The following is a 16956-nucleotide window of genomic DNA, read 5'->3' on the forward strand; positions in this document are numbered from 1 at the left end:
CGGCGTGCTCATCGGCCTGGTCGAGGTGGTCGGGGACCTGTCGGGCGTGAGAGGCAGGGTTGCGGTCGTCGGCTTCGGCGGCGGCCGCGGCCGCCATCGCGGCCTTGAGGTAGAGCATCCCCAGCACCGAGAAACCGTCCGGACCGCTGCGCAGGAGCTCCTCCTGGAGGCGGTGGGCGGAGGCGAGAACGAACTCGGCGGCGTCGGCCGCCTGGCCGTGGCTGGTCATCGCGTCGCCCAGGTGGCGGGCTGCGGACGCCATGATGACGGGGTTCTCGCTGCGCTCGGCGGCGGTGACGGCTCGGTGCCCGGCGATGAGCGCCAGCTCGGTGTCGCCCCACTTGATGGCGGCGGCTTCGGTTAACTCCAAGGTGAGCGACAGCAGTTCGTACGCGGTGAGCTGGTCGTCACCGCGGTGATGCTGGGCGGCCCGGGTGGCGTCCACGAGCAGGGCCGGGATCGCGCTGCCCAGCTGGGCGAAGTGCCCGGCCTGGAAGCCGGTTCTGGCGTACGCCAGGGAGCGGCGCAGCTTCTCGACGGGGAGCGGCTCGTCGGTCGACTCGTCGAACGCCCCCGTGATGACGTCGTGGCGGTGCAGCGCGCGGCGTACGGCGTCGATCTCGCTCTCCTGGACACACTCGGTGTCGATGACGTCGGCGACCAGCCGCTCCAGCGTGATGCCCAGACGGACGGCGGCGAGCCGCATCACCGACAGCTGAGGGTCGGCCTGGCGGCGGCCGCCCTCCAGCTCCTCGACCCACCGAAGGGACTTGCCCATGAGGTTGGCGAACTCCTGGCGGGACATGCGCCGGCGGGTGCGCCAGTAGTTGACTCGGCGGCCGAACTGGAAGGAGTCCATGGGCTTCTCCATACGGAGCACGACCCACACACATCGTGTGGTCTCACCCCGTTCTACCGCCCCTACCGTCCGGTTATGGCCAAGTCCCGGAAGCCCGTCACCCCAACGTGGGCGGCGCTGCTCGTACCTGACGACAACACCCTCGCCCGGCTGCGGGCCGCGAGAAGCGGCGCGACCCGGTTCGTCCAGTGTGGCGGCGGCCGGGACGCGGTCGTGATCTCTCCCCTGCAGCGCGGCCTCGCGGCGCTCGACGCCCTGACCCTGCCCGTCGAGGACGGGCACACAGTGCTCGCCGACCACTCCCGCCAGGAGCTGATCGTGGTCGTGGAGGACGGCTGGATGCACCTGTGGGAGGAGATCCCGGGGGTGCGGGTGCTCTCGCTCGGGGCCTGGCTCCTGGTGCCCGTGCCGGGCTCTGACGGCTCGTTCGCCGCGACGTGGCTGAGTCGCCCCACGCAGGACGTCCCGGCCCCATGGCGTGATCAGGAGACCGAGCCGATCCTGGCTGGGATGTCGGCCGGGGTCGATGCGCGGGAGCTGTATGACGCGCTGGCCACGGTCGACCGGCCCGTGGTGGCCTCGGTGGTGGCGTCATGAGCAGCAGGTACACCGTTCTGTACGACCCCGAGGGCCTGCTCGGCGCGGAGCTCCCTCTCGACCGTGAGCCGCACATGTCTCTGGTCAAGGCAGTGCTGGCCTGGGCGGACACGGCCGAGGTGGCGAGGAGCGACTGCGAGCAGATCGCCCTGCAGCTGACCGGCCACGGCCGCGCGGTCGCCGGGGACGTCCGGACCCGCTGCGGCGGCCTGCCCGACGAGGACGAGATCCGGGCCCTGGCCGAGGTCGTACTCGAGGAAGCCGACCGCCGACTGTCGGCTCCCCGGAAGGGCACAGTGCACTGCGTAAAGCAGCGGGCCCGCATGGTCCGCGCGCTCTACGAACGCCTCGACCGGCTCAACACCGCGCATCCCGCCGCGTCCTCGACCTGACCGACCCCACGGACCGCCCGACGCTCTCCCCCGTGGGCGCGGGCGCACGGAGCCCCCAGCTGGCCGTCCACCCGACCCCGCTGGGGGCTTCGCCATGTCCACAGTGCTCTCGGTGGTGCGCCGCGCCAGCGGCACGCCACCAGGCCGGAGCGGCCATGCAGACGACAACGGGGAGAACCGTCCTGCCAGCTGACTCGACCTCAGCCCACGAAAGCCAGCCCCGATGCTCCCGCACCCGGCCGAGCAGCTGCATGGCCTCCAGCAACCACTCCCCGGTCCCAGCCACGCCTCCCCTCTTCAAGGCCACGGCGAACCCGCGGCCGCCGACGTCGACCGGCCGCCCCGGCGGGGCACCGCAGGCCCCCCGGGGCCGAGGAGCTACCGACCCCGCGCGCCGTACAACCGGGCCGAGCCAGGGGAAAAATCGGGCATCGTGCCCGATGAATGGATCTCCATTAAGCTACTCCTATGGATAAGACTCCGATCACGGTGATGATCTACGCCTACCAGGCGGGCCGGTTGGACCTGCTGAAAAAGCAGCAGGCATTGGAGGAAAAGGCGACACAGAACGCGCTGGTAAACCAGGGGAATACCCGGAAACAGGCACGGATCATCGTGGCCCGGATGCGGCCCACGGAGTGGCCCAGCCTGGAGACGATCGTCGCCCAGGCGGTCGAGCAGCGCCTCTACGAGCCGGACCTGGCCGGCCCGTGGGAGCCGCTGACCGTGGCCGAGTCGGAGCAGCTCGCCCTGTCGGGCCGCTGGCCGGGAGCGAGTCTCGGGATCTCCATGGCTCAGCGCAACTACAGCCTGCGTACCGCGCTGGTCACGCGGCTGCGCACCGCTGCATGGCGGGTATCGGAGGCACCAATGCGGGAGCTGGAAGCGCGCGGCCTGGTCGGCGCCGGCCTCGTGCTGACCGAAGGACAGAAGCGGGAGCGCGACGAGCTGGCGGAGCGGCTCTACCCGGTGCCGAGGATCGTCCGGGAGGCCCTGGCCCGGTACGGACCGGCGTCGTCCTCCCACACGGCAGACGAGTGAAGTTCCGCGTCCTAATAAATGGAGATCCATTTAGGGAATGCGGGACCGCGCGTACGAGTAATAGCGGCCTTATTTCGCCTCCTGGCTGATTCCGGGGGAATGTTTGAACGACGGCAGAATAGGGTTTATAGCTGCTACGGTTTTGATTCCCTCGACGCTCTTTTCGGGAGGCATGAGTGAGCACCACCACGGCGACGGCGACGGAGCAGATCCCGTCCAGCCGGACCGAGGCGGACCCTGCCCGGGTCGCCAGGGGCAAGCCCCTGGACCACACCGCTGGCGTCCCCGTCTACGGCTGGGGGCAGGCACCGCCGTACCTGCGGACCAAGACCCAACTGCTCTCGGACCGGCTGAACGTGACCGAGGCGCAGGAAGCGGCTCCGCTGGCCTACGTCCGCACCCGCGACTACGGCGACGTGCCGTTGCACGACCCGGCGGCCGCGGAGAAGATGCGGCCGTTGCCCTCGTCGACCAAGGCCAAGATGGCGGCGCGGCGCACCTGCTCGGAGTGCGGCAAGGTCCGCAAGGTGATCCTGCGCGGGCCCTGCTCGGCCTGTCGGGAACGGGCGGAGAAGGAGCGGCAGCGGTTGCTGGCGCGGACGTGCGCGGGCTGCAGCACGGTCCGGGAGCGGCCGTACCCGAAGGAGCATCGGCGCTGCCAGGGCTGCCGGCAGAAGCAGTTGGAGAAGAAGCGGACGCGGGTCGAGGCGTGGCTCGTCGAGGTGACGGTGTGCGCCGGCGACGACTGCACGAAGCGGCGCGGGTCCAAGAAGGCGGCGCGGGCCTACCTCAAGGAGCACGACTGGCTGCTGCGTCCGGAGCGCACGGACCTCCCTGATTCGATGTGGTGGCCCAACTGGGCGCGCCGCTGTCCGCCGTGCCAGACGGTGTTCGACGCGGAGCAGGAGGGGCGCCAGGCAGAGCTGCAGGCCCGGTACGAGCGGGAGGAGCGGGAGCGGCGGGCGGCGGAGGCTCGGGCCGCCGACGAGCGCAAGCGGTGGGCTGCGGCCGCGCTCGTCGACCCGGACGTCCTGGTGCTCGACACCGAAACGACCGGCCTCACCGAGGACGCGCGGATCGTCGAGCTGGCCGTGCTGAACTCACGCGGGGAGGTCCTCCTCGACACGCTCCTGGACCCGGGTGTGCCCGTGCCGGACGATGCGGCGGCGATCCACGGGATCACGACCGAGGCGCTCGCCGGGGCGCGGACGTTCTCGGACGTGCTCGTGCAGCTCACCGGGCTGCTCGACGGCAAGCGGTGCCTGATCTACAACAAGTGGTACGACGTCGCCCGGCTGCGCCACGAGCTCACGCTCCACTACCTCGACCGCGCGGCGCGGGAGGCGGCCGAGGAGACGGTGAGCACGGGCACCGTGGCGGAGGACGTACGGGAGCGGGCGCTGGCCTGGGCCCGGGAGCAGGCGGCGGCCTGGCTCGACGCCATGCAGATCGAGGACGTAATGATCCCGTACTCGGACTGGGTGGGGGACTGGAGCGAGTACCACGGCAACAACCGATGGCAGCCCCTCGACGGCGGTCACAGGGCGGCCGGGGACTGCCGTGCGGTCCTCGACTGCCTGCGGGCCATGGGACGCGACTACGCGGACGAGTACGCGACGGCGGCCGGCGGCACGCGCGAGGGGACGGCGAACTGATGGTGCAGCTTCGAGTGATGACGGACGACAGGGAGCTCGGGGAGGACGTCCTGGAGGTGCTGCTGCCGCTGCTCAAGGCGTGCACGGCGCTGCAGGCAAGTGAGCCGACCCGGCTCTCCCACCGTGGCGGCGGGCTTCGCGTCGTCCTCGATGTGCAGCTCGCCGGGGCACCGACCGTGCGTGTCGAGCAGGTCGACATCCCGGCCGGGAGCGGTGCGGGGGCGACCCGTGGCGGGGCGCCGGCGCGGCGTCAACGGCGGCGGCCGGCGCTACCGCCGGGAGGATGACACGGGACCCGTCGAGGGCGTTGCCCTCCTCGACCACGGGCAGCCTCGATACCGTTCCTCGGTGTGGGGCAGTCCGTCATATCAGCGGATCGTCACGCGCCCGCCGGAGGCTGACCCGGCGGGCGCGTCTTCGTACAGCCACAACCCCCGTTGACGACAAGGGAGTTCCGATCGTGGCCGACACCAAAGACGTTACCGTTCCCCGGCAATGGGAGCCGGTGATCGTCCCCCCGCAGGGCATCAAGCTCGGCATGTTCGGCAAGGGGGGCTCCACCAAGACCACCTCGCTCGCGCACATGCTGGGGCACTGGGCGGCGGACGGCATCCCGTCCGGTGCGATCGACGCGGACGAGCCGGGAGAGGATGAGGACGGCTCGCTCTACACCTGGTCGCGGGCGGCGTCGTTCGGGGCACCGGTCCGCAAGGCGCCGGCCAACCACGAGGACCTGGACGTCGAGCTGGGCCTGTACCTGCCTGCGGGCGGCATCCTGGGCCTGGACACCCCGGCATGGGAGCGGAAGCCGGAGACGATCCACATGCGGGCGCTGTCTATGGTCGACGTGGCGGTGCTGTGCCTCCAGCCCACGGGCATGGAACTGAACCGGGCCGGGTCAATGCTGAGCGCAATCCAGCAGATCGAGGCGGTCGGCGGACGGACACCGAAGCTGGTCATCCTCCTGGCGCGGACCAAGGCACAGGCGAACGCGGCCACGCAGACCAGGGACACCCTGACCGAGGCCGGGTACCAGGTCCTGCAGAACGAGATGCCCGACCAACACGCCATGGACGGGTACGGGCAGAGCTTCGCCAAGCCCATCCCGATCGACTTCACCTCGGCAATGGGCAAGCTTTCGCGGGAGCTGGCGACGGTCGGTGCCAAGGCGGTGTCGAGCCGGTGAGCACCAAGACTGGTAAGAACGACAAGCTCGCGGCCCTGCAGAGCGGCCTGGCCAACCGCAACGGTGGGACGGGCGGACTGCAGCTGGCGGCGGCCGCAGCCGGGTCTCCGCAGAACCGTGCCGCGATGGTGCTGGGATCGCCTGCTCAACGGCTCAGTCAGCTGTCGCCGGCCGAGCAGCTGGCGGAGTGCGCCCGGGTGATCCGGGAGGCAGAGGACCGGCGCGAGGAGACGCTCCGGGAGGCCCGGGAGAGGGCGACGGCCCGCTTCATGGACGCCGCCGGGCCCTACCTGATGTGGGCGCGGGACCACTGGGAGGGCCTGCAGGACCTGGTCGACGGGCTCACCTTCCGCCAGTGGGCCAAGAAGGTCCTCGGCTACGAGAGCAGCCACACGTACCTGATCATGGACTCGGTGGAAGTGCGGGCGGGCCTCGGCATCGCCGGGACCACCGACTACAAGGTGCAGGGCATCGCGCTGAACACGGGGCACGTCCGGGCACTCGTGCCCGCGATGCGGTCCGCTGGGGCGGAGGTCGCTCCGGCGATGTGGTCACAGACCTTGGAGCGGGACGGCAAGGTCACCGAGGGCGGCCTGCGGAAGACCTGGCAGACCATGGCTTCCGAAGCTTCGGAAGAATCGAACAAGAAGGCGAAGGCGGCGGAAGCTGCCTTCGAGCGGCGCAGGGTGAACTCGGTACTCGACACGGCCGTGAAGGAACTCGACGACATCGTGGACCGGCTCGCGGTGCTCGTCGAGGCCGGGGTCGCTCCGGAGGATGCGCCAGCGGCGGAGAAGGCGGTCGCCCGCATCAAGGCTGCCGGGCGCTGGCTGAGCGGAAAGAAGGTCACGGTGCCGGAGGACACGATCATCGACGCGGAACTCGTCGAGAATTGAGCCCGCACACGGCGAAGCGCCCGCCCGGAGCAGCTGCTCGGGACGGGCGCTTCGCCGTGTGCGGGTGCGGTTCAGCCCACGCCGGGGAACGGCTCCGGACCCTGGAGCAGGGCCGCGTCCATCACTTGGCCGACGAGCTTGGGGTCGGCCTCGGGTAAGGAGGCGGGCTCCTCCGCCGGGGCCGGCGCCTGGGCCTCGGTCTCGGCCGCGGTCGCCTCGCCCGGCTTCTTGGTGTCCGTGATGATGCGCAGGATGAGTCCCATCGGGCTGTCGTGGTCCTCGGGGGTCAGCCTCTCGGTCCACGTCTCCACGACCCGCAGGGCCAGCTCCTTGCGGAAGTCGGCGCTCTGGACCGGGTGGTTGAGGCGGTCGAGCAGGTCCGTGAGCAGGTCCACGACGGGCTTGCGGGCCTCGTCGAGCTGCCGGTCGAACTCGGACTGCTGTCCGTCGAGCTGGGCGCGGGCCTCGCGTAGTTCGCGCATGAGCTGTTCGGTCCGCTCGTGCTCCTGGTCGCGCTGCTGCAGGTAGTCCTCGGACTGGGCCTTCCACATGGCCACGTCCTCCTCGGCGGTCTGGAGCTGGTGCTCCAGACCGGGGACCTTCCCGGCCTCCTCGACTTTGGCCTCGTAGAACTGCCTCGTCGAGCGGGTGATGACGCGGATCACTTGGCGGTCTCCTCGACCTCGGGGTGGGTGTAGCGGACGGGCTTGCCTAACTCGTGGGCGTAGGCGATCTCCGCGCGGGTGCTGTCGCCGATGTAGTCGCCGACGACGAGCACCTCGTCGGCCATGCGGATCTTGGCTCGGTGCAGGGCGTCGAGCTTCGGCTTGAGGGCCTCGGCGTCGGCCGGGTCGTTCCACAGCGGGTGCGGTTCCTTGAGGTTGCAGCCGGGCGCGAGCACGATGCGGCCGGCGGCGGTCTCCTGCCAGTTGGCCTCGGCCATCTCGGCCATGAACCGGGTGCTGCCGCAGATGACGACCACGGTCGGCTCCCGGGCGAGCAGGGCGAACACCTGGCGCTCGAACTCGGCGGCCGCGGCCTGGGCGGCGGGGTTGTTCTTGACCCAGCGGGGCCGGGGGTTGTCCTGCAGGAAGGTGGCCAGGGCCTCGCCGCGCTCGGCGACGAGCCGCTCGGCCAGGGCGTGGGTCCGGTCGATCTCCGTGCCGTCCAGCGGCGTTTCCCACGGGCTGGGGTTGCCCCGGGCGTCGTCGCGTTGGCGGATCGCGGCGCGGTGGCACCAGTGGTGCACGACGTCCGCCAGCTCGTCCTCGGCCACGGGCCGGGGCGGGATGATGCCAGCGGCCTCGGCGGCCGGGAGGATCTCCTCCTCCCAGACGCACTCCAGGTACTCCCGGCTCTCACCGCCTCGCTCCGCGAAGTAGCGGGCGCGGGCGGTGCTGCCGTACCCGGCGGCTTCCAGGGCGCGCTCGTAGTCGCTGAGCGGCGGGGGCGGCGGGGGCGTCCAGTGGGTGGCCCACGGGTCGTCAACGGTCATGGCGTTGGTGCTCCTTGTCGAGTGCGGGCATGCGGGGGAGCGGGCGCCGGCGGCGGTAGGCGAGCAGGCTGTCCAACTCGACGAGCCGTGTGCGGTTCTCACGCTGCACGGTGAGGTCGCCGTGCTCGATGAGCCGGAGCACTTCGCGGTGCTCGATGCCAAGCAGGCCGGCGGCGACCCGGGGTGTGACGGTCCAGTCAGGACCGAACGTCACGGGGAGCATGTGCCTCCCCCTTTCGTGCCTATCGACGCTGATCATCCTCATGCGTTGCGGTGCTTGGTGTCAGCCGGGTTGTGCGGGAGGGCGGGCAGTCCGGCCTGCTCCATTGCGGCGGGGTCGTACGAGAGCGGGTCGAGCTGGCGGCGTTCCTCGACGGCGCGGGCCAGGGTCAGCCCGTACGCCAGGGCCTGCGCCTGGACGTCGTGGCCGATGACTGCGGTCGCCACGGTGGTGGCGCTGTTGAGGCGGGCCAGCGCCAGCTCGTGCTCGCGGGCCTCCCTGGCCTGTCTGGCGGTTCGCCAGTGGCGCGATGACGTCACGTACACCAGCACCGTGGCGACGAGCCACAGCAGCGCGGACAGGGCCCACGAGGAGGTGTAGGCCGCGGGGCCGATGATGGCGAACGCGCCGGACGCGGTGAACGCCACGGCCGTGGTGACGGGATCGCTGTTGCGGTGGACGGCGGAGACGCACGCGGCGGCGAAAGCGCCAGCGGACAGGGCGACCATCAGCGCGGCGTTGCCGATGCTGTGGGCGGCTCCCTGCTCGTGCCAGATCCGGGCCAGGGCCAGGGCGGTGGAGGTGGTGATGACCGGGACCACGCGCCCGGAGTAGGCGATGAGCAGGCTGGCCCCGGTGTGGTGGACCTGCGGCGCGGGGGCGGGCAGGTGCTGGCTGTACCAGGCGGGCAGGTGGTCGGGTGTCACGGCTTACGGCTCCGTCCGGGACATGGCGTCGGTGTCGGTGTCGGGGGTGGTGGGGCCCGGGGCCGGGCCCGCCACGGTGGCGGGCCCGGTCTCGGTCTCCTCGTCGAACAGCCGCATCTGCTGGCCGCCGTTCATGTCCTCGGAGAAGGGCTGGCGGGATGTCACACGGGCCGCCAGTAGTCGAGTTCGTAGGCGTAGAGCAGCGGGAGCAGGATCACGCCGGTGCCGGTACGTCCTCCGTCCTCGGCGACCAGGCGGTCGCGGTCGAGCCAGTGGGTCAGGTACAGGACGGCGGGGAGGCCGGGGTCGGCTTCGGGCCTGCGGGTCCACACCTGGCCCGGCTCGGCGAGAATCGCCGGGTCGTGCTCGGCGACGGCGGCCTCGACCAGGGCGAGCGCCTTGTCCTCGGCGAGCCGGTGCCAGAGGACGAGCCCGCGGGCTCGGCTCTCCTTCCACCTGGTGGCCTCGGTCTCGCTGCCGAGGAGTTCGGCGAGCCTGCTCACGCGAACACCCCCTTCGTGACCCCGCGTCCGCGCAGCAGCTCCCACCCGGCGTAGACGCCGGAGAGGGCGATCCACACGCTGAACGCCAGAGTCAGGCCGGTGTACTTGGCGCTGGTGGCGAGCACCGCGCCGAGCGGCGCCTGCAGCGGGGCCGAGAGGGCCAGGGCAGCCCCGTAGGCGAGCCCGGCAACCAGGGCGACGGTCTGCGGGTCGAGGCCGCGCTGCAGGGCCCACAGCGTGCAGAGGAGGGCCGCGAGCAGGGCGATGAGGGCGGTGGCCTGGGTGTGGTCGTCGTCGTTCACAGCGTCGTCTCCTTCTCCGGCATCGGGGCGTAGAGGCCGGACGGGGAGTCCGGGGCCTTGATCGCCTTGGTGGCCAGCACGAGCCCGTTGCACAGGTAGACACAGGCGTCGTCGGCCCAGACCTCGGCGGCCTTCGTCCGGTCCGGCGCGGAGGTCGGCGGGCACGGCGGCGTGTGGGTGCAGCCCTGGCGGGCCTTGGCGAGCGCGGCCGCCCGCTCCGAGGCGGCCAGCTGCACGTTGTCGGCCTTGGTCAGGCGGCGGTCGCGGACGGTGGCGACGGCGTCCTCGATGACGCCAGCGGCGCCGAGGGCGTGTCCCCACCAACTGAGCAGGGGGCGCAGGGGGTTCCTCATCGCGGGCCCCCCGGCTTCTGCAGGAGCAGCTCGATGGTCAGCTCGTCGACGGCGAGCGCGTGGCTGACCGTGGCCTCGTCGTAGCCGCTGGCGTGCAGGTCGTGCGCCGTACGGGCCGTCTCCGCCGCGACGGAGAGGTCCTGGCGCCCGTCACGCTCGTGCGCGGTGGGGCGCATCGGCAGGGGCTGGTGCTCGGTCATCGCTTGCCCCCGCAGGTGCACGGCTCGTGCCGAACGCTCTGGTACGGCCTGCCGTCGGCACCGATCAAGTTGACGGTGACGAGACGGGGCGGGTGTCCGCAGGAACTCATGCCGCACGCCCCTGAACCAGCGCGTCCTCCGCCTCGAAGCCCTCGGCCTCGTCCTCGGACTCGATGTCGTCGATGACGCCGGCGGTGGGGGACGGGGCGGTGCACTCGGTGCAGTCGATCGTGACGAGCTCGCCGTCGATGACGGCCTTCACGGACTTGAAGTCGTCGCAGTTGTCACACGTCGGGCGGCGGAAGCGGCCCACGACCAGCACCCGGCGCCCGTTCGGCGCGGGGGTCGTGTCGGTGTTCACCTGCGTGGTCAGGACACGGATGGTCCTGGGAAGATTGCGCACTGGAGATCCCTCTCGGTGAGACGTCAGGGGTGTCCGTGACCGGGCCGGAGCTGGAACTCCGCCGGTCCGAGAGGGTCGGGGCTGGAACCCCGGCCCTCTCGCCGTACAACCAGAACCCTAACCCCCCGAGTCTTGAACTTCAAGAGTTTTGATGTAGGATTCTCCTCGTGAACATCGAAGGAGGCCCAATGGGGGGCGCGATCTGCGAGAGGGCACCGACGCGCCCCGCTTCGTCAGAGATCCGAAGCCATAGCCTCTTGGGGTCAGGAACTCCAAGACCCCGAGGGGGACACATGGCAGCGGATCGGCCGGCGAAGCGGTCGTCGAGCCTCAATGAGGCGGCGGCGGCGGCGAGCAAGACGCTTTCGCCGAAGTACGTGCAGCTCAGAGGCGATCAGCAGATCGAGTTGGACGTGCTGGCGCGGGAGCTGCAGGCGGGCCGGACGCGCAAGGTCGAGCGGATCACGGCGAACACGGTGATCCGGGTCGCGGTGGACGCACTCCTCAAGCGCAGGAACGTCCTGGTCGGCGACACGGAAGAGGAACTCCTGGCCAGCTTCATGGCGTACATCGAGCGCCTGGAAGAACGGCCCGAGCGAAACGAAGTGGACCCCGCCGAAGGGTCCTGACAGAAAGAAGGCCTCAGCGGTTGTGGGACCGCCGAGGCCAAAGCGACGCAGAGATATGGAGGTCTGTATGCGTCTGTCCCAGACTACGGCCGGAGTGCATCCGTCCTGGTCACACGCGGCGGGAACTAGTCAGGGATTTGACTGGTCGTCCACCCTTGACCGGGCCGTGTCCGACACCCCGGCCTGGGTCCTCAGCGTCACGGCCGGCGCCGTGCTTTTGGCGCTTCTCGGCATGGCGTACCTGACGGGCCGCGGCCTTTGGCGGGCGTCCGAGCGGGCCCGGAAGCGGCGCCAGACCGAGGTGGAGACGGCCAAGGCCGAGGGCCGGGAGTCCGAGGTCATCGGCCTGGGCAGCATGGGACGCCAGGCGTACGTCGCCCTCGGCGGCATGGCCGTGAGCATCTACGGCATGTGGGGCTTCGCGCTGCAGACGGCGCAGCTGCCGGAGGTCATCGCGGTCGGCTTCATCGGCATGTTCGATGCGATGGAACTGGTGCTGTTCTCCCAGCTCTACAAGCGGGCGAACCCCAAGCTCGGGTGGACCACGCAGCTCCGCCTGATCCACAACACAGCCTGGGCACTGGTCGCCGTATCCGCGACGGCGAACTTCATCCACGCCCCGAACCCCGTGGCGTCCCCGTTCATGGCAGCCATGCCCATCGGCGCGGCCTGGGTCATCGAGCTGGAGTTCCGCGCCCGGATGCGCGGCTCGGAGAAGCTCGACGACGCGTCCAAGGCCGGACCGGTCCGGCTGCTGGTGCTGATGTGGACCAAGGGCTGGGCGGCCGCGTTCTCCGGCCTGGGCCTGGACCCCAACTCGACGTCCGGGCAGGTGGCCCGCGCCACCCTCGCCAAGAAGGCCGCGACCCGGCTGTTCCGCCTCCGCAAGGCCCTGGAGCAGCACACGAAGCTGCTGGAAAACCGGGAGGCCAAGCGCCGGGACCTCGCCAGGGCGGTCAACGAGCTGGACGCGCTGCGGCGCAAGGCCACGTCGGCGATGGACCGCTCCGACTTCGCGCTCGACTCCGGGCAGGCTCTCGCCGTACTGCGCGGGCTGGCCGGCTGGACGCGCGTGGATGACGTCGCCACGGTCGACACCTCCAACACCCCGGAGGTCATGAAGCTGATGGAAGAGGTCGCGATCCTGCCCTCTGCGAAGAGGATCGAGGCGGCCGAGCGCGCGGCAGAACTGGAAGAGGCGGCCGAGCGCGCGGAAGAGGCCCGGGTCGAGGCCGAGGCTGCGCGGCAGCGCGCGGAAGAGGAAAAGCGCTCGGCAGTCGAGGAGAAGGCGGCGGCGGAAACCGCGCGGAAGGAAGCCGAGGAGGCACTCCGGCAGGCGGCCGAGGAGACCAAGGCGGCCAAGTCTGAGGCGGCCCGCGCGGAAGATGCTCGGGAGCGCGCGGAAGCTGCACGGAAACGCGCGGAATCCGAAATGACCCAAGACGCACGGAATGTCGCTCTCCTCGCGGAGCGGGCGGAGGAGGAGCAGAAGAAGCTCTCCGACGCGGCCAACGAGCTGGCCCGGGTGCAGGACCGGATCGCCGACGAGACCGAGCGGCGCAACAAGGCGGCGGCCGAGGTGGCTTCGATCCGCGACGAGCTGCAGCGTCTGGTCAACGATCGGGAGTCCGCGACGGACACGACCCGCGCCAAGACCGAGGAGGCCCGTCGGGTCGCCGGTGAGGTCGAGCGGCTGCGGTCGGCTCTCGTCGAGGCGCAGAGCGCGGTTCGCGAGCACACCACGGCGGCCGAAAAGGCTGCTGAGCTGCGGCGTCGGGCCGAGGAGAACCAGCGCCAGGCGGCCGAGGCTGCGGCCCGTACGCAGGCCGAGGCGGCTGAGGCGCAGGCCCTGCTGGAGTCTCTCCGGCCGCAGCTGGCCGACCGGCTCGGAGGTCCGGCCGAGGCGGTTGCCCTCGTCGAGGCGCCGGTCTTCAGGAGCGAGGCGAAGCAGGCCGGCTGGGAGGAGTACCTGGCGGCATCAATCGAGGGCAGGGAGCTCCCAACCGCGGCGGAGCTGGCGGTGGCGTACGGCGTCGTCGAGGGCAACGCACGCAACTGGCTGGCCGACTTCAAGGAGAAGCGGGCCGCGATGATCGCCAACGGCGGCGCGCGGCAGGCTGACGGCGAAACCGCGCGCTCGGAAACCCGCCGCGCGGAACCGAGCAGCGCGCGGCAGGAGCCGAGCGACTACCGCGCGGACGGGCACGAGCGTGCCGAGGATGCCGCGCAGACCCTTCCGATCAACGGCCAGCGTCAGCCGGTCTGACCACTCGTCAGGCGGCGGCGCGCGGATTCTGTCCACAGGCCCGGCTTCGCAGACTGCGATCAGCGGGGATCACCGGGTCCCCGTAGGCCGGGAACCGCGCGCTGCCGAGCGGCGCCCAGCAGAAAACGAGCAGAGGGGTGTCCGACCTCGCGCATACGGTGCCCAGCACGGTCACCGGACCAGACGGACAGCCCCCGGGGGGCGATGGCAGCGCTGATCCCCGGGGGCTTCACGAGACAGAGGAGAACAGAACCCCATGATGTCCCACACGCAGATTACGGCCCTGGAGCTGGCGGCCTCGCCGGTCCCGGGCCCGCCCGGCGGCGACACGGGCCCGGGTACGGGCGACCCGGCCATCTTCGAGTACGTGAACACCTTCAACGACTTCGTGTACGGCCCCGGGGGAGTCGTCCTCGGCGTCGCCGCGATGGCGGCCATCGGCGGCCTGGGCGCGGCCTGGAAGATGTACGCACCGAAGCCCGGCTTCGCCAACAAGCGTGAGATCCGCGACGAAATGAGCGCCCGTCACGCCCGGAACATGGTCGAGCAGACCCGTCCGAGCCTGGTCGGCAGGACGAAGAAGGTTCCCACCACGGCCTACGCCGTGCCGCTGGGCCGCCTGCGCTCCGGCGGAATGCCCACCGGAATCTGGGGCACCCCGGAGCAGAACTACCTGATCCTGGCCCCGTCGAGGCAGGGCAAGAGCATCATCCTCAACTCGATGATCTACCGGTGGGACGGCGCGGTCGTGCACACGTCCTCCAAGGTCTACGACCACACGGCGACCAAGGCCCTGCGCGAACTGCTGGGCCCCGTGTGGGTCTGGGACCCGCTGAACCTGAGCGGCGAGCAGCAGCTCAACACCTTCCGCTGGGACCCGATCCGCGGCTGCGAGCACCGGGAGGTGGCCATCCAGCGGGCCGCCTACCTGCTGTACGGCTCGCGCAGCAACGCCTCGGCGGGCGTGGACGAGTTCTTCAGGTCCACGGCCTGCGAGGTGCTGTCGCGCTTCATGCACGCGGCCGCCCTCGGCGGGAAGACCATGATGGACGTCTACACCTGGAGCCAGAACCGCAGCGACCAGACGGCGGCGAACATCCTGAACATGGCCGGCTCCCGGGACTGGGCGGACCTCCTGGTCCAGCGGCAGCAGATCGTGCAGGGCACCGGTGATGGCATCTTCACGACGCTGAGCAACGCGCTGAGCTGGATGTCGAACCCCAAGGTCGCGCAGACGGTCCTGCCCGGCCCCGGCGAGCACTTCGACGCAGAGACCTTCCTGCTCAACCGGGGCAGCCTCTACATGATCGGCTCCGACAAGCCGGGCACCGTCGTGGCCCCGCTGTTCGTCATGTTCGCCGACTACCTGCGCTCCGTCGCCATCGACCTCGGCAACAAGAACGGCTCCGGCCGGATGGACCCGCCCTGCCTGTGGGCGCTCGACGAGATCGCCAACATCATCCCGCTGCCGATCGACAAGTGGATGCCCGACAGCGGCGGCCGGGGAATCACCCTGGTCATCGTCATCCAGTCCCGCTCCCAGCTGTTCGACGTCTGGGGCGAGTCGCGCGGCCGCGTGATCTGGGACGACGCCAACGTGCGCGTGTTCCTGCGCGGCATCGGCGACCGGTCGGTCCGGGAGGACATCAGCGCCATGTGCGGCACATACGAGAAGCAGCGCAGGACCACCACCACCCGCAACGGCGAGACCTCGACCAGCACGGCCCCCGAGGAGAAGCAGGTCATGCCCGCAGGCCGCATCTTCAAGCTCGGCAAGCGGCAGTCCCTGGTCATCTTCGCTGGTTGCAGCCCCGTCATCACCCACATCAAGCCCCTGTGGAAGCGGCGCGACGTGAGGAAGCTGACGGCCACGCCGAAGGTGCCCGCCCAGCGCAAGGACGGCTCCGGCGTCTCCATGGCCAAGGGCCGCCGCTGATGGCGGGGGACAGCGGCCTCGCGTCGCAGGTGTTCACCCTGGCCAAGGACCTGGCCAAGGTCGAGGAGGCCGTGAAGGGCCTGGGCGAGCGCGGCAGCACGGTGCAGGCCGCGCTCGCCGGGCTCGACCTCGGCCCGATACAGCTGGCGATCGACCACCTGGAGGAGCGGACCTCCGGCCTGCAGACGGAGGTGCAGGCCCTTGCCCCGCTCGAAGAAGGCTTGATCGCCCTGGCCAAGACGGTCAAGCAGCTCCGCCAGGACCTGGAGGCCCTCGCGGCCAAACCGGACGAGGAGAATCTCGCGGTCTGGAACTGGTCCCTCAACGAAGGGATGGACAAACAGGAGGCCGCAGAAGCCTGGGACGTCCTGGTCCGCTGGGTCCGCTCTGAGCTGCAGGGCACATACGGGTGGGTCGGGTGGCCGGCGGACATGTTCGCCAAGCACAACCCGACCGGCTACGGCTCCGTATCCAACGGCCCGATGACGGCCGCGCGCATCCCACCCTGCTGGTACCGGCACCGGGACGCCGTGAAGGAACTGTCCTGGCTCTGCCAGGAATGGATCAAGATCTACCGCACGTCGTACGGCACCCCGTCCCGCGCGGGCGACTGGCACGACCGGTACGCCCCTGGGGTCAAGCGCCGGGTGATCACGGCACTGACCAAGTGCGTCGAGAAGTCGGCACACGTGGACGAGCCCTGGGTCACCGACCCGAACCAGCCCGGCGCCCCGCAGGCTACCGACGACGACGCGGTCCTCTCCTCGTACCTGGAGTGGGACCTCCAGCACCGCCGCGAACCGCCCGCTCCTGGGCCCGTAGCAGACCGCTAGCGGCCCGAACGACGAAAGCCCCCAGCGCAATTGCGCTGGGGGCTTCGTGCTGCCTTCTGCGGCCTCTCCTACTGGCGCCAGGGCCAGTCAGCGGGCACGACGAGCCCAACGTCGCCGCCCGTGGCCCACGCGAGCGTGTGCTCGACGGCGAGCGTGTAGTCCTGGCCCTCCTCCTGGGTGACTTTCCACAGCCCCGGATCGCTGGTGGCGTACAGGGCTTCGTACGCCCGGCCGTGTTCGCTGCTGACGTCCATGCCGGTGACCGGTCGGCCGAGCGACGTGCGGGTGATGGGGGAGATGCTCGTCTCGCCGGTCACCCAGTTCAACGCCGTGACGATGCCTCGGACGTACGTCTTGCTCTCGCCGCCGTATCCGTGCTCGGTGACGTACTCGGTCATCGCCTTGAGCTCGTCCTGCGGTCGCAGCTCGGGCGGCGTCCACTCCTGCGCGGTGCTCAACTCGGCTCACCTCCTGGTCGGTTGA

General features: G+C 70.6%; 23 protein-coding genes. 11 read left to right on the forward strand and 12 right to left on the reverse strand.

The annotated features are described in order from the left end of the window. Positions 1–859, reverse strand: an 859-nt coding sequence (locus tag ACFYXH_RS40395) for a helix-turn-helix domain-containing protein (protein ID WP_389574264.1), incomplete at its 3' end; no start/stop codon positions are given. A gap of 75 nt (positions 860–934) precedes the next feature. On the opposite strand from ACFYXH_RS40395, the gene ACFYXH_RS40400 reads away from it, so the two are divergent. The 7 genes from ACFYXH_RS40400 to ACFYXH_RS40430 all read left to right on the forward strand — a co-directional run bounded on the left by ACFYXH_RS40400 (position 935) and on the right by ACFYXH_RS40430 (position 6626). Beyond that, positions 935–1456 carry a hypothetical protein gene (locus tag ACFYXH_RS40400; protein ID WP_389574267.1) on the forward strand — a complete coding sequence of 174 codons (522 nt, stop codon included), beginning with the start codon at positions 935–937 and terminating at the stop codon, positions 1454–1456. Beyond that, positions 1453–1848: a DUF6415 family natural product biosynthesis protein gene (locus ACFYXH_RS40405; protein ID WP_389574270.1), complete on the forward strand. Its 396-nt coding sequence runs from the start codon at positions 1453–1455 to the stop codon at positions 1846–1848. Before ACFYXH_RS40400 ends, ACFYXH_RS40405 begins: the two co-directional genes overlap by 4 nt. A 468-nt stretch (positions 1849–2316) precedes the next feature. After that, positions 2317–2889, forward strand: a complete 573-nt coding sequence (locus ACFYXH_RS40410; RefSeq protein ID WP_389574273.1) for a hypothetical protein — start codon at positions 2317–2319, stop codon at positions 2887–2889. 176 nt (positions 2890–3065) lie between these two features. Continuing rightward, a complete protein-coding gene (locus tag ACFYXH_RS40415) occupies positions 3066–4544 on the forward strand; it encodes an exonuclease domain-containing protein (RefSeq protein WP_389574276.1) in 1479 nt (492 codons plus the stop codon). Between the two features lie 17 nt (positions 4545–4561). Next, a complete protein-coding gene (locus ACFYXH_RS40420) occupies positions 4562–4831 on the forward strand; it encodes a hypothetical protein (RefSeq protein WP_389574279.1) in 270 nt (89 codons plus the stop codon). A gap of 173 nt (positions 4832–5004) precedes the next feature. Continuing rightward, the gene (locus ACFYXH_RS40425; protein ID WP_389574282.1) at positions 5005–5730 is read left to right on the forward strand and encodes a hypothetical protein; all 726 of its coding nucleotides are present in this window, start codon (positions 5005–5007) and stop codon (positions 5728–5730) included. Continuing rightward, positions 5727–6626, forward strand: coding sequence for a hypothetical protein (locus ACFYXH_RS40430; protein WP_389574285.1), 900 nt, complete (start codon positions 5727–5729; stop codon positions 6624–6626). The genes ACFYXH_RS40425 and ACFYXH_RS40430 overlap by 4 nt, the downstream gene beginning before the upstream one ends. A gap of 71 nt (positions 6627–6697) precedes the next feature. Here ACFYXH_RS40430 and ACFYXH_RS40435 read toward each other — a convergent pair whose 3' ends face one another. From ACFYXH_RS40435 to ACFYXH_RS40480, 10 genes are all read right to left on the reverse strand, one after another. Further along, entirely contained in the window at positions 6698–7291 is a 594-nt protein-coding gene (locus ACFYXH_RS40435) for a hypothetical protein (protein ID WP_389574287.1), read from the reverse strand. Beyond that, positions 7288–7638 (reverse strand): hypothetical protein, encoded by a 351-nt coding sequence (locus tag ACFYXH_RS40440; protein WP_389574402.1) that lies wholly within the window; start codon positions 7636–7638, stop codon positions 7288–7290. Before ACFYXH_RS40440 ends, ACFYXH_RS40435 begins: the two co-directional genes overlap by 4 nt. 472 nt (positions 7639–8110) lie before the next feature. Continuing rightward, a complete protein-coding gene (locus ACFYXH_RS40445) occupies positions 8111–8344 on the reverse strand; it encodes a hypothetical protein (protein WP_389574290.1) in 234 nt (77 codons plus the stop codon). A 38-nt stretch (positions 8345–8382) separates the two neighbouring features. Then, entirely contained in the window at positions 8383–9048 is a 666-nt protein-coding gene (locus ACFYXH_RS40450; protein WP_389574292.1) for a hypothetical protein, read from the reverse strand. A 3-nt stretch (positions 9049–9051) separates the two neighbouring features. Continuing rightward, positions 9052–9213: a hypothetical protein gene (locus tag ACFYXH_RS40455; protein WP_389574295.1), complete on the reverse strand. Its 162-nt coding sequence runs from the start codon at positions 9211–9213 to the stop codon at positions 9052–9054. Next, entirely contained in the window at positions 9210–9551 is a 342-nt protein-coding gene (locus tag ACFYXH_RS40460; protein WP_389574298.1) for a hypothetical protein, read from the reverse strand. The genes ACFYXH_RS40455 and ACFYXH_RS40460 overlap by 4 nt, the downstream gene beginning before the upstream one ends. Further along, complete coding sequence (locus tag ACFYXH_RS40465; RefSeq protein WP_389574300.1) at positions 9548–9853, reverse strand: hypothetical protein; 306 nt, start codon at positions 9851–9853, stop codon at positions 9548–9550. The genes ACFYXH_RS40460 and ACFYXH_RS40465 overlap by 4 nt, the downstream gene beginning before the upstream one ends. After that, entirely contained in the window at positions 9850–10206 is a 357-nt protein-coding gene (locus ACFYXH_RS40470; RefSeq protein ID WP_389574303.1) for a hypothetical protein, read from the reverse strand. Before ACFYXH_RS40470 ends, ACFYXH_RS40465 begins: the two co-directional genes overlap by 4 nt. After that, positions 10203–10406, reverse strand: coding sequence for a hypothetical protein (locus ACFYXH_RS40475; protein WP_389574306.1), 204 nt, complete (start codon positions 10404–10406; stop codon positions 10203–10205). The genes ACFYXH_RS40470 and ACFYXH_RS40475 overlap by 4 nt, the downstream gene beginning before the upstream one ends. A gap of 106 nt (positions 10407–10512) precedes the next feature. Next, the gene (locus ACFYXH_RS40480) at positions 10513–10809 is read right to left on the reverse strand and encodes a hypothetical protein (RefSeq protein WP_389574309.1); all 297 of its coding nucleotides are present in this window, start codon (positions 10807–10809) and stop codon (positions 10513–10515) included. Between the two features lie 293 nt (positions 10810–11102). Between ACFYXH_RS40480 and ACFYXH_RS40485 the strand changes: the two genes are divergently transcribed. The 4 genes from ACFYXH_RS40485 to ACFYXH_RS40500 all read left to right on the forward strand — a co-directional run bounded on the left by ACFYXH_RS40485 (position 11103) and on the right by ACFYXH_RS40500 (position 16473). Further along, the gene (locus ACFYXH_RS40485; protein WP_389574311.1) at positions 11103–11438 is read left to right on the forward strand and encodes a hypothetical protein; all 336 of its coding nucleotides are present in this window, start codon (positions 11103–11105) and stop codon (positions 11436–11438) included. 166 nt (positions 11439–11604) lie between these two features. After that, complete coding sequence (locus ACFYXH_RS40490; RefSeq protein WP_389574314.1) at positions 11605–13704, forward strand: hypothetical protein; 2100 nt, start codon at positions 11605–11607, stop codon at positions 13702–13704. A 256-nt stretch (positions 13705–13960) separates the two neighbouring features. Beyond that, positions 13961–15640, forward strand: coding sequence for a type IV secretory system conjugative DNA transfer family protein (locus ACFYXH_RS40495; protein ID WP_389574317.1), 1680 nt, complete (start codon positions 13961–13963; stop codon positions 15638–15640). Next, positions 15640–16473 (forward strand): hypothetical protein, encoded by an 834-nt coding sequence (locus tag ACFYXH_RS40500; RefSeq protein WP_389574320.1) that lies wholly within the window; start codon positions 15640–15642, stop codon positions 16471–16473. The genes ACFYXH_RS40495 and ACFYXH_RS40500 overlap by 1 nt, the downstream gene beginning before the upstream one ends. Positions 16474–16541: 68 nt before the next feature. On the opposite strand, the gene ACFYXH_RS40505 is transcribed toward ACFYXH_RS40500, so the two are convergent. Next, positions 16542–16931 carry a hypothetical protein gene (locus ACFYXH_RS40505; RefSeq protein ID WP_389574323.1) on the reverse strand — a complete coding sequence of 130 codons (390 nt, stop codon included), beginning with the start codon at positions 16929–16931 and terminating at the stop codon, positions 16542–16544. Positions 16932–16956: the final 25 nt, after the last annotated feature.

The organism is Streptomyces sp. NPDC002730, assembly GCF_042888805.1.
Taxonomy (GTDB): domain Bacteria; phylum Actinomycetota; class Actinomycetes; order Streptomycetales; family Streptomycetaceae; genus Streptomyces.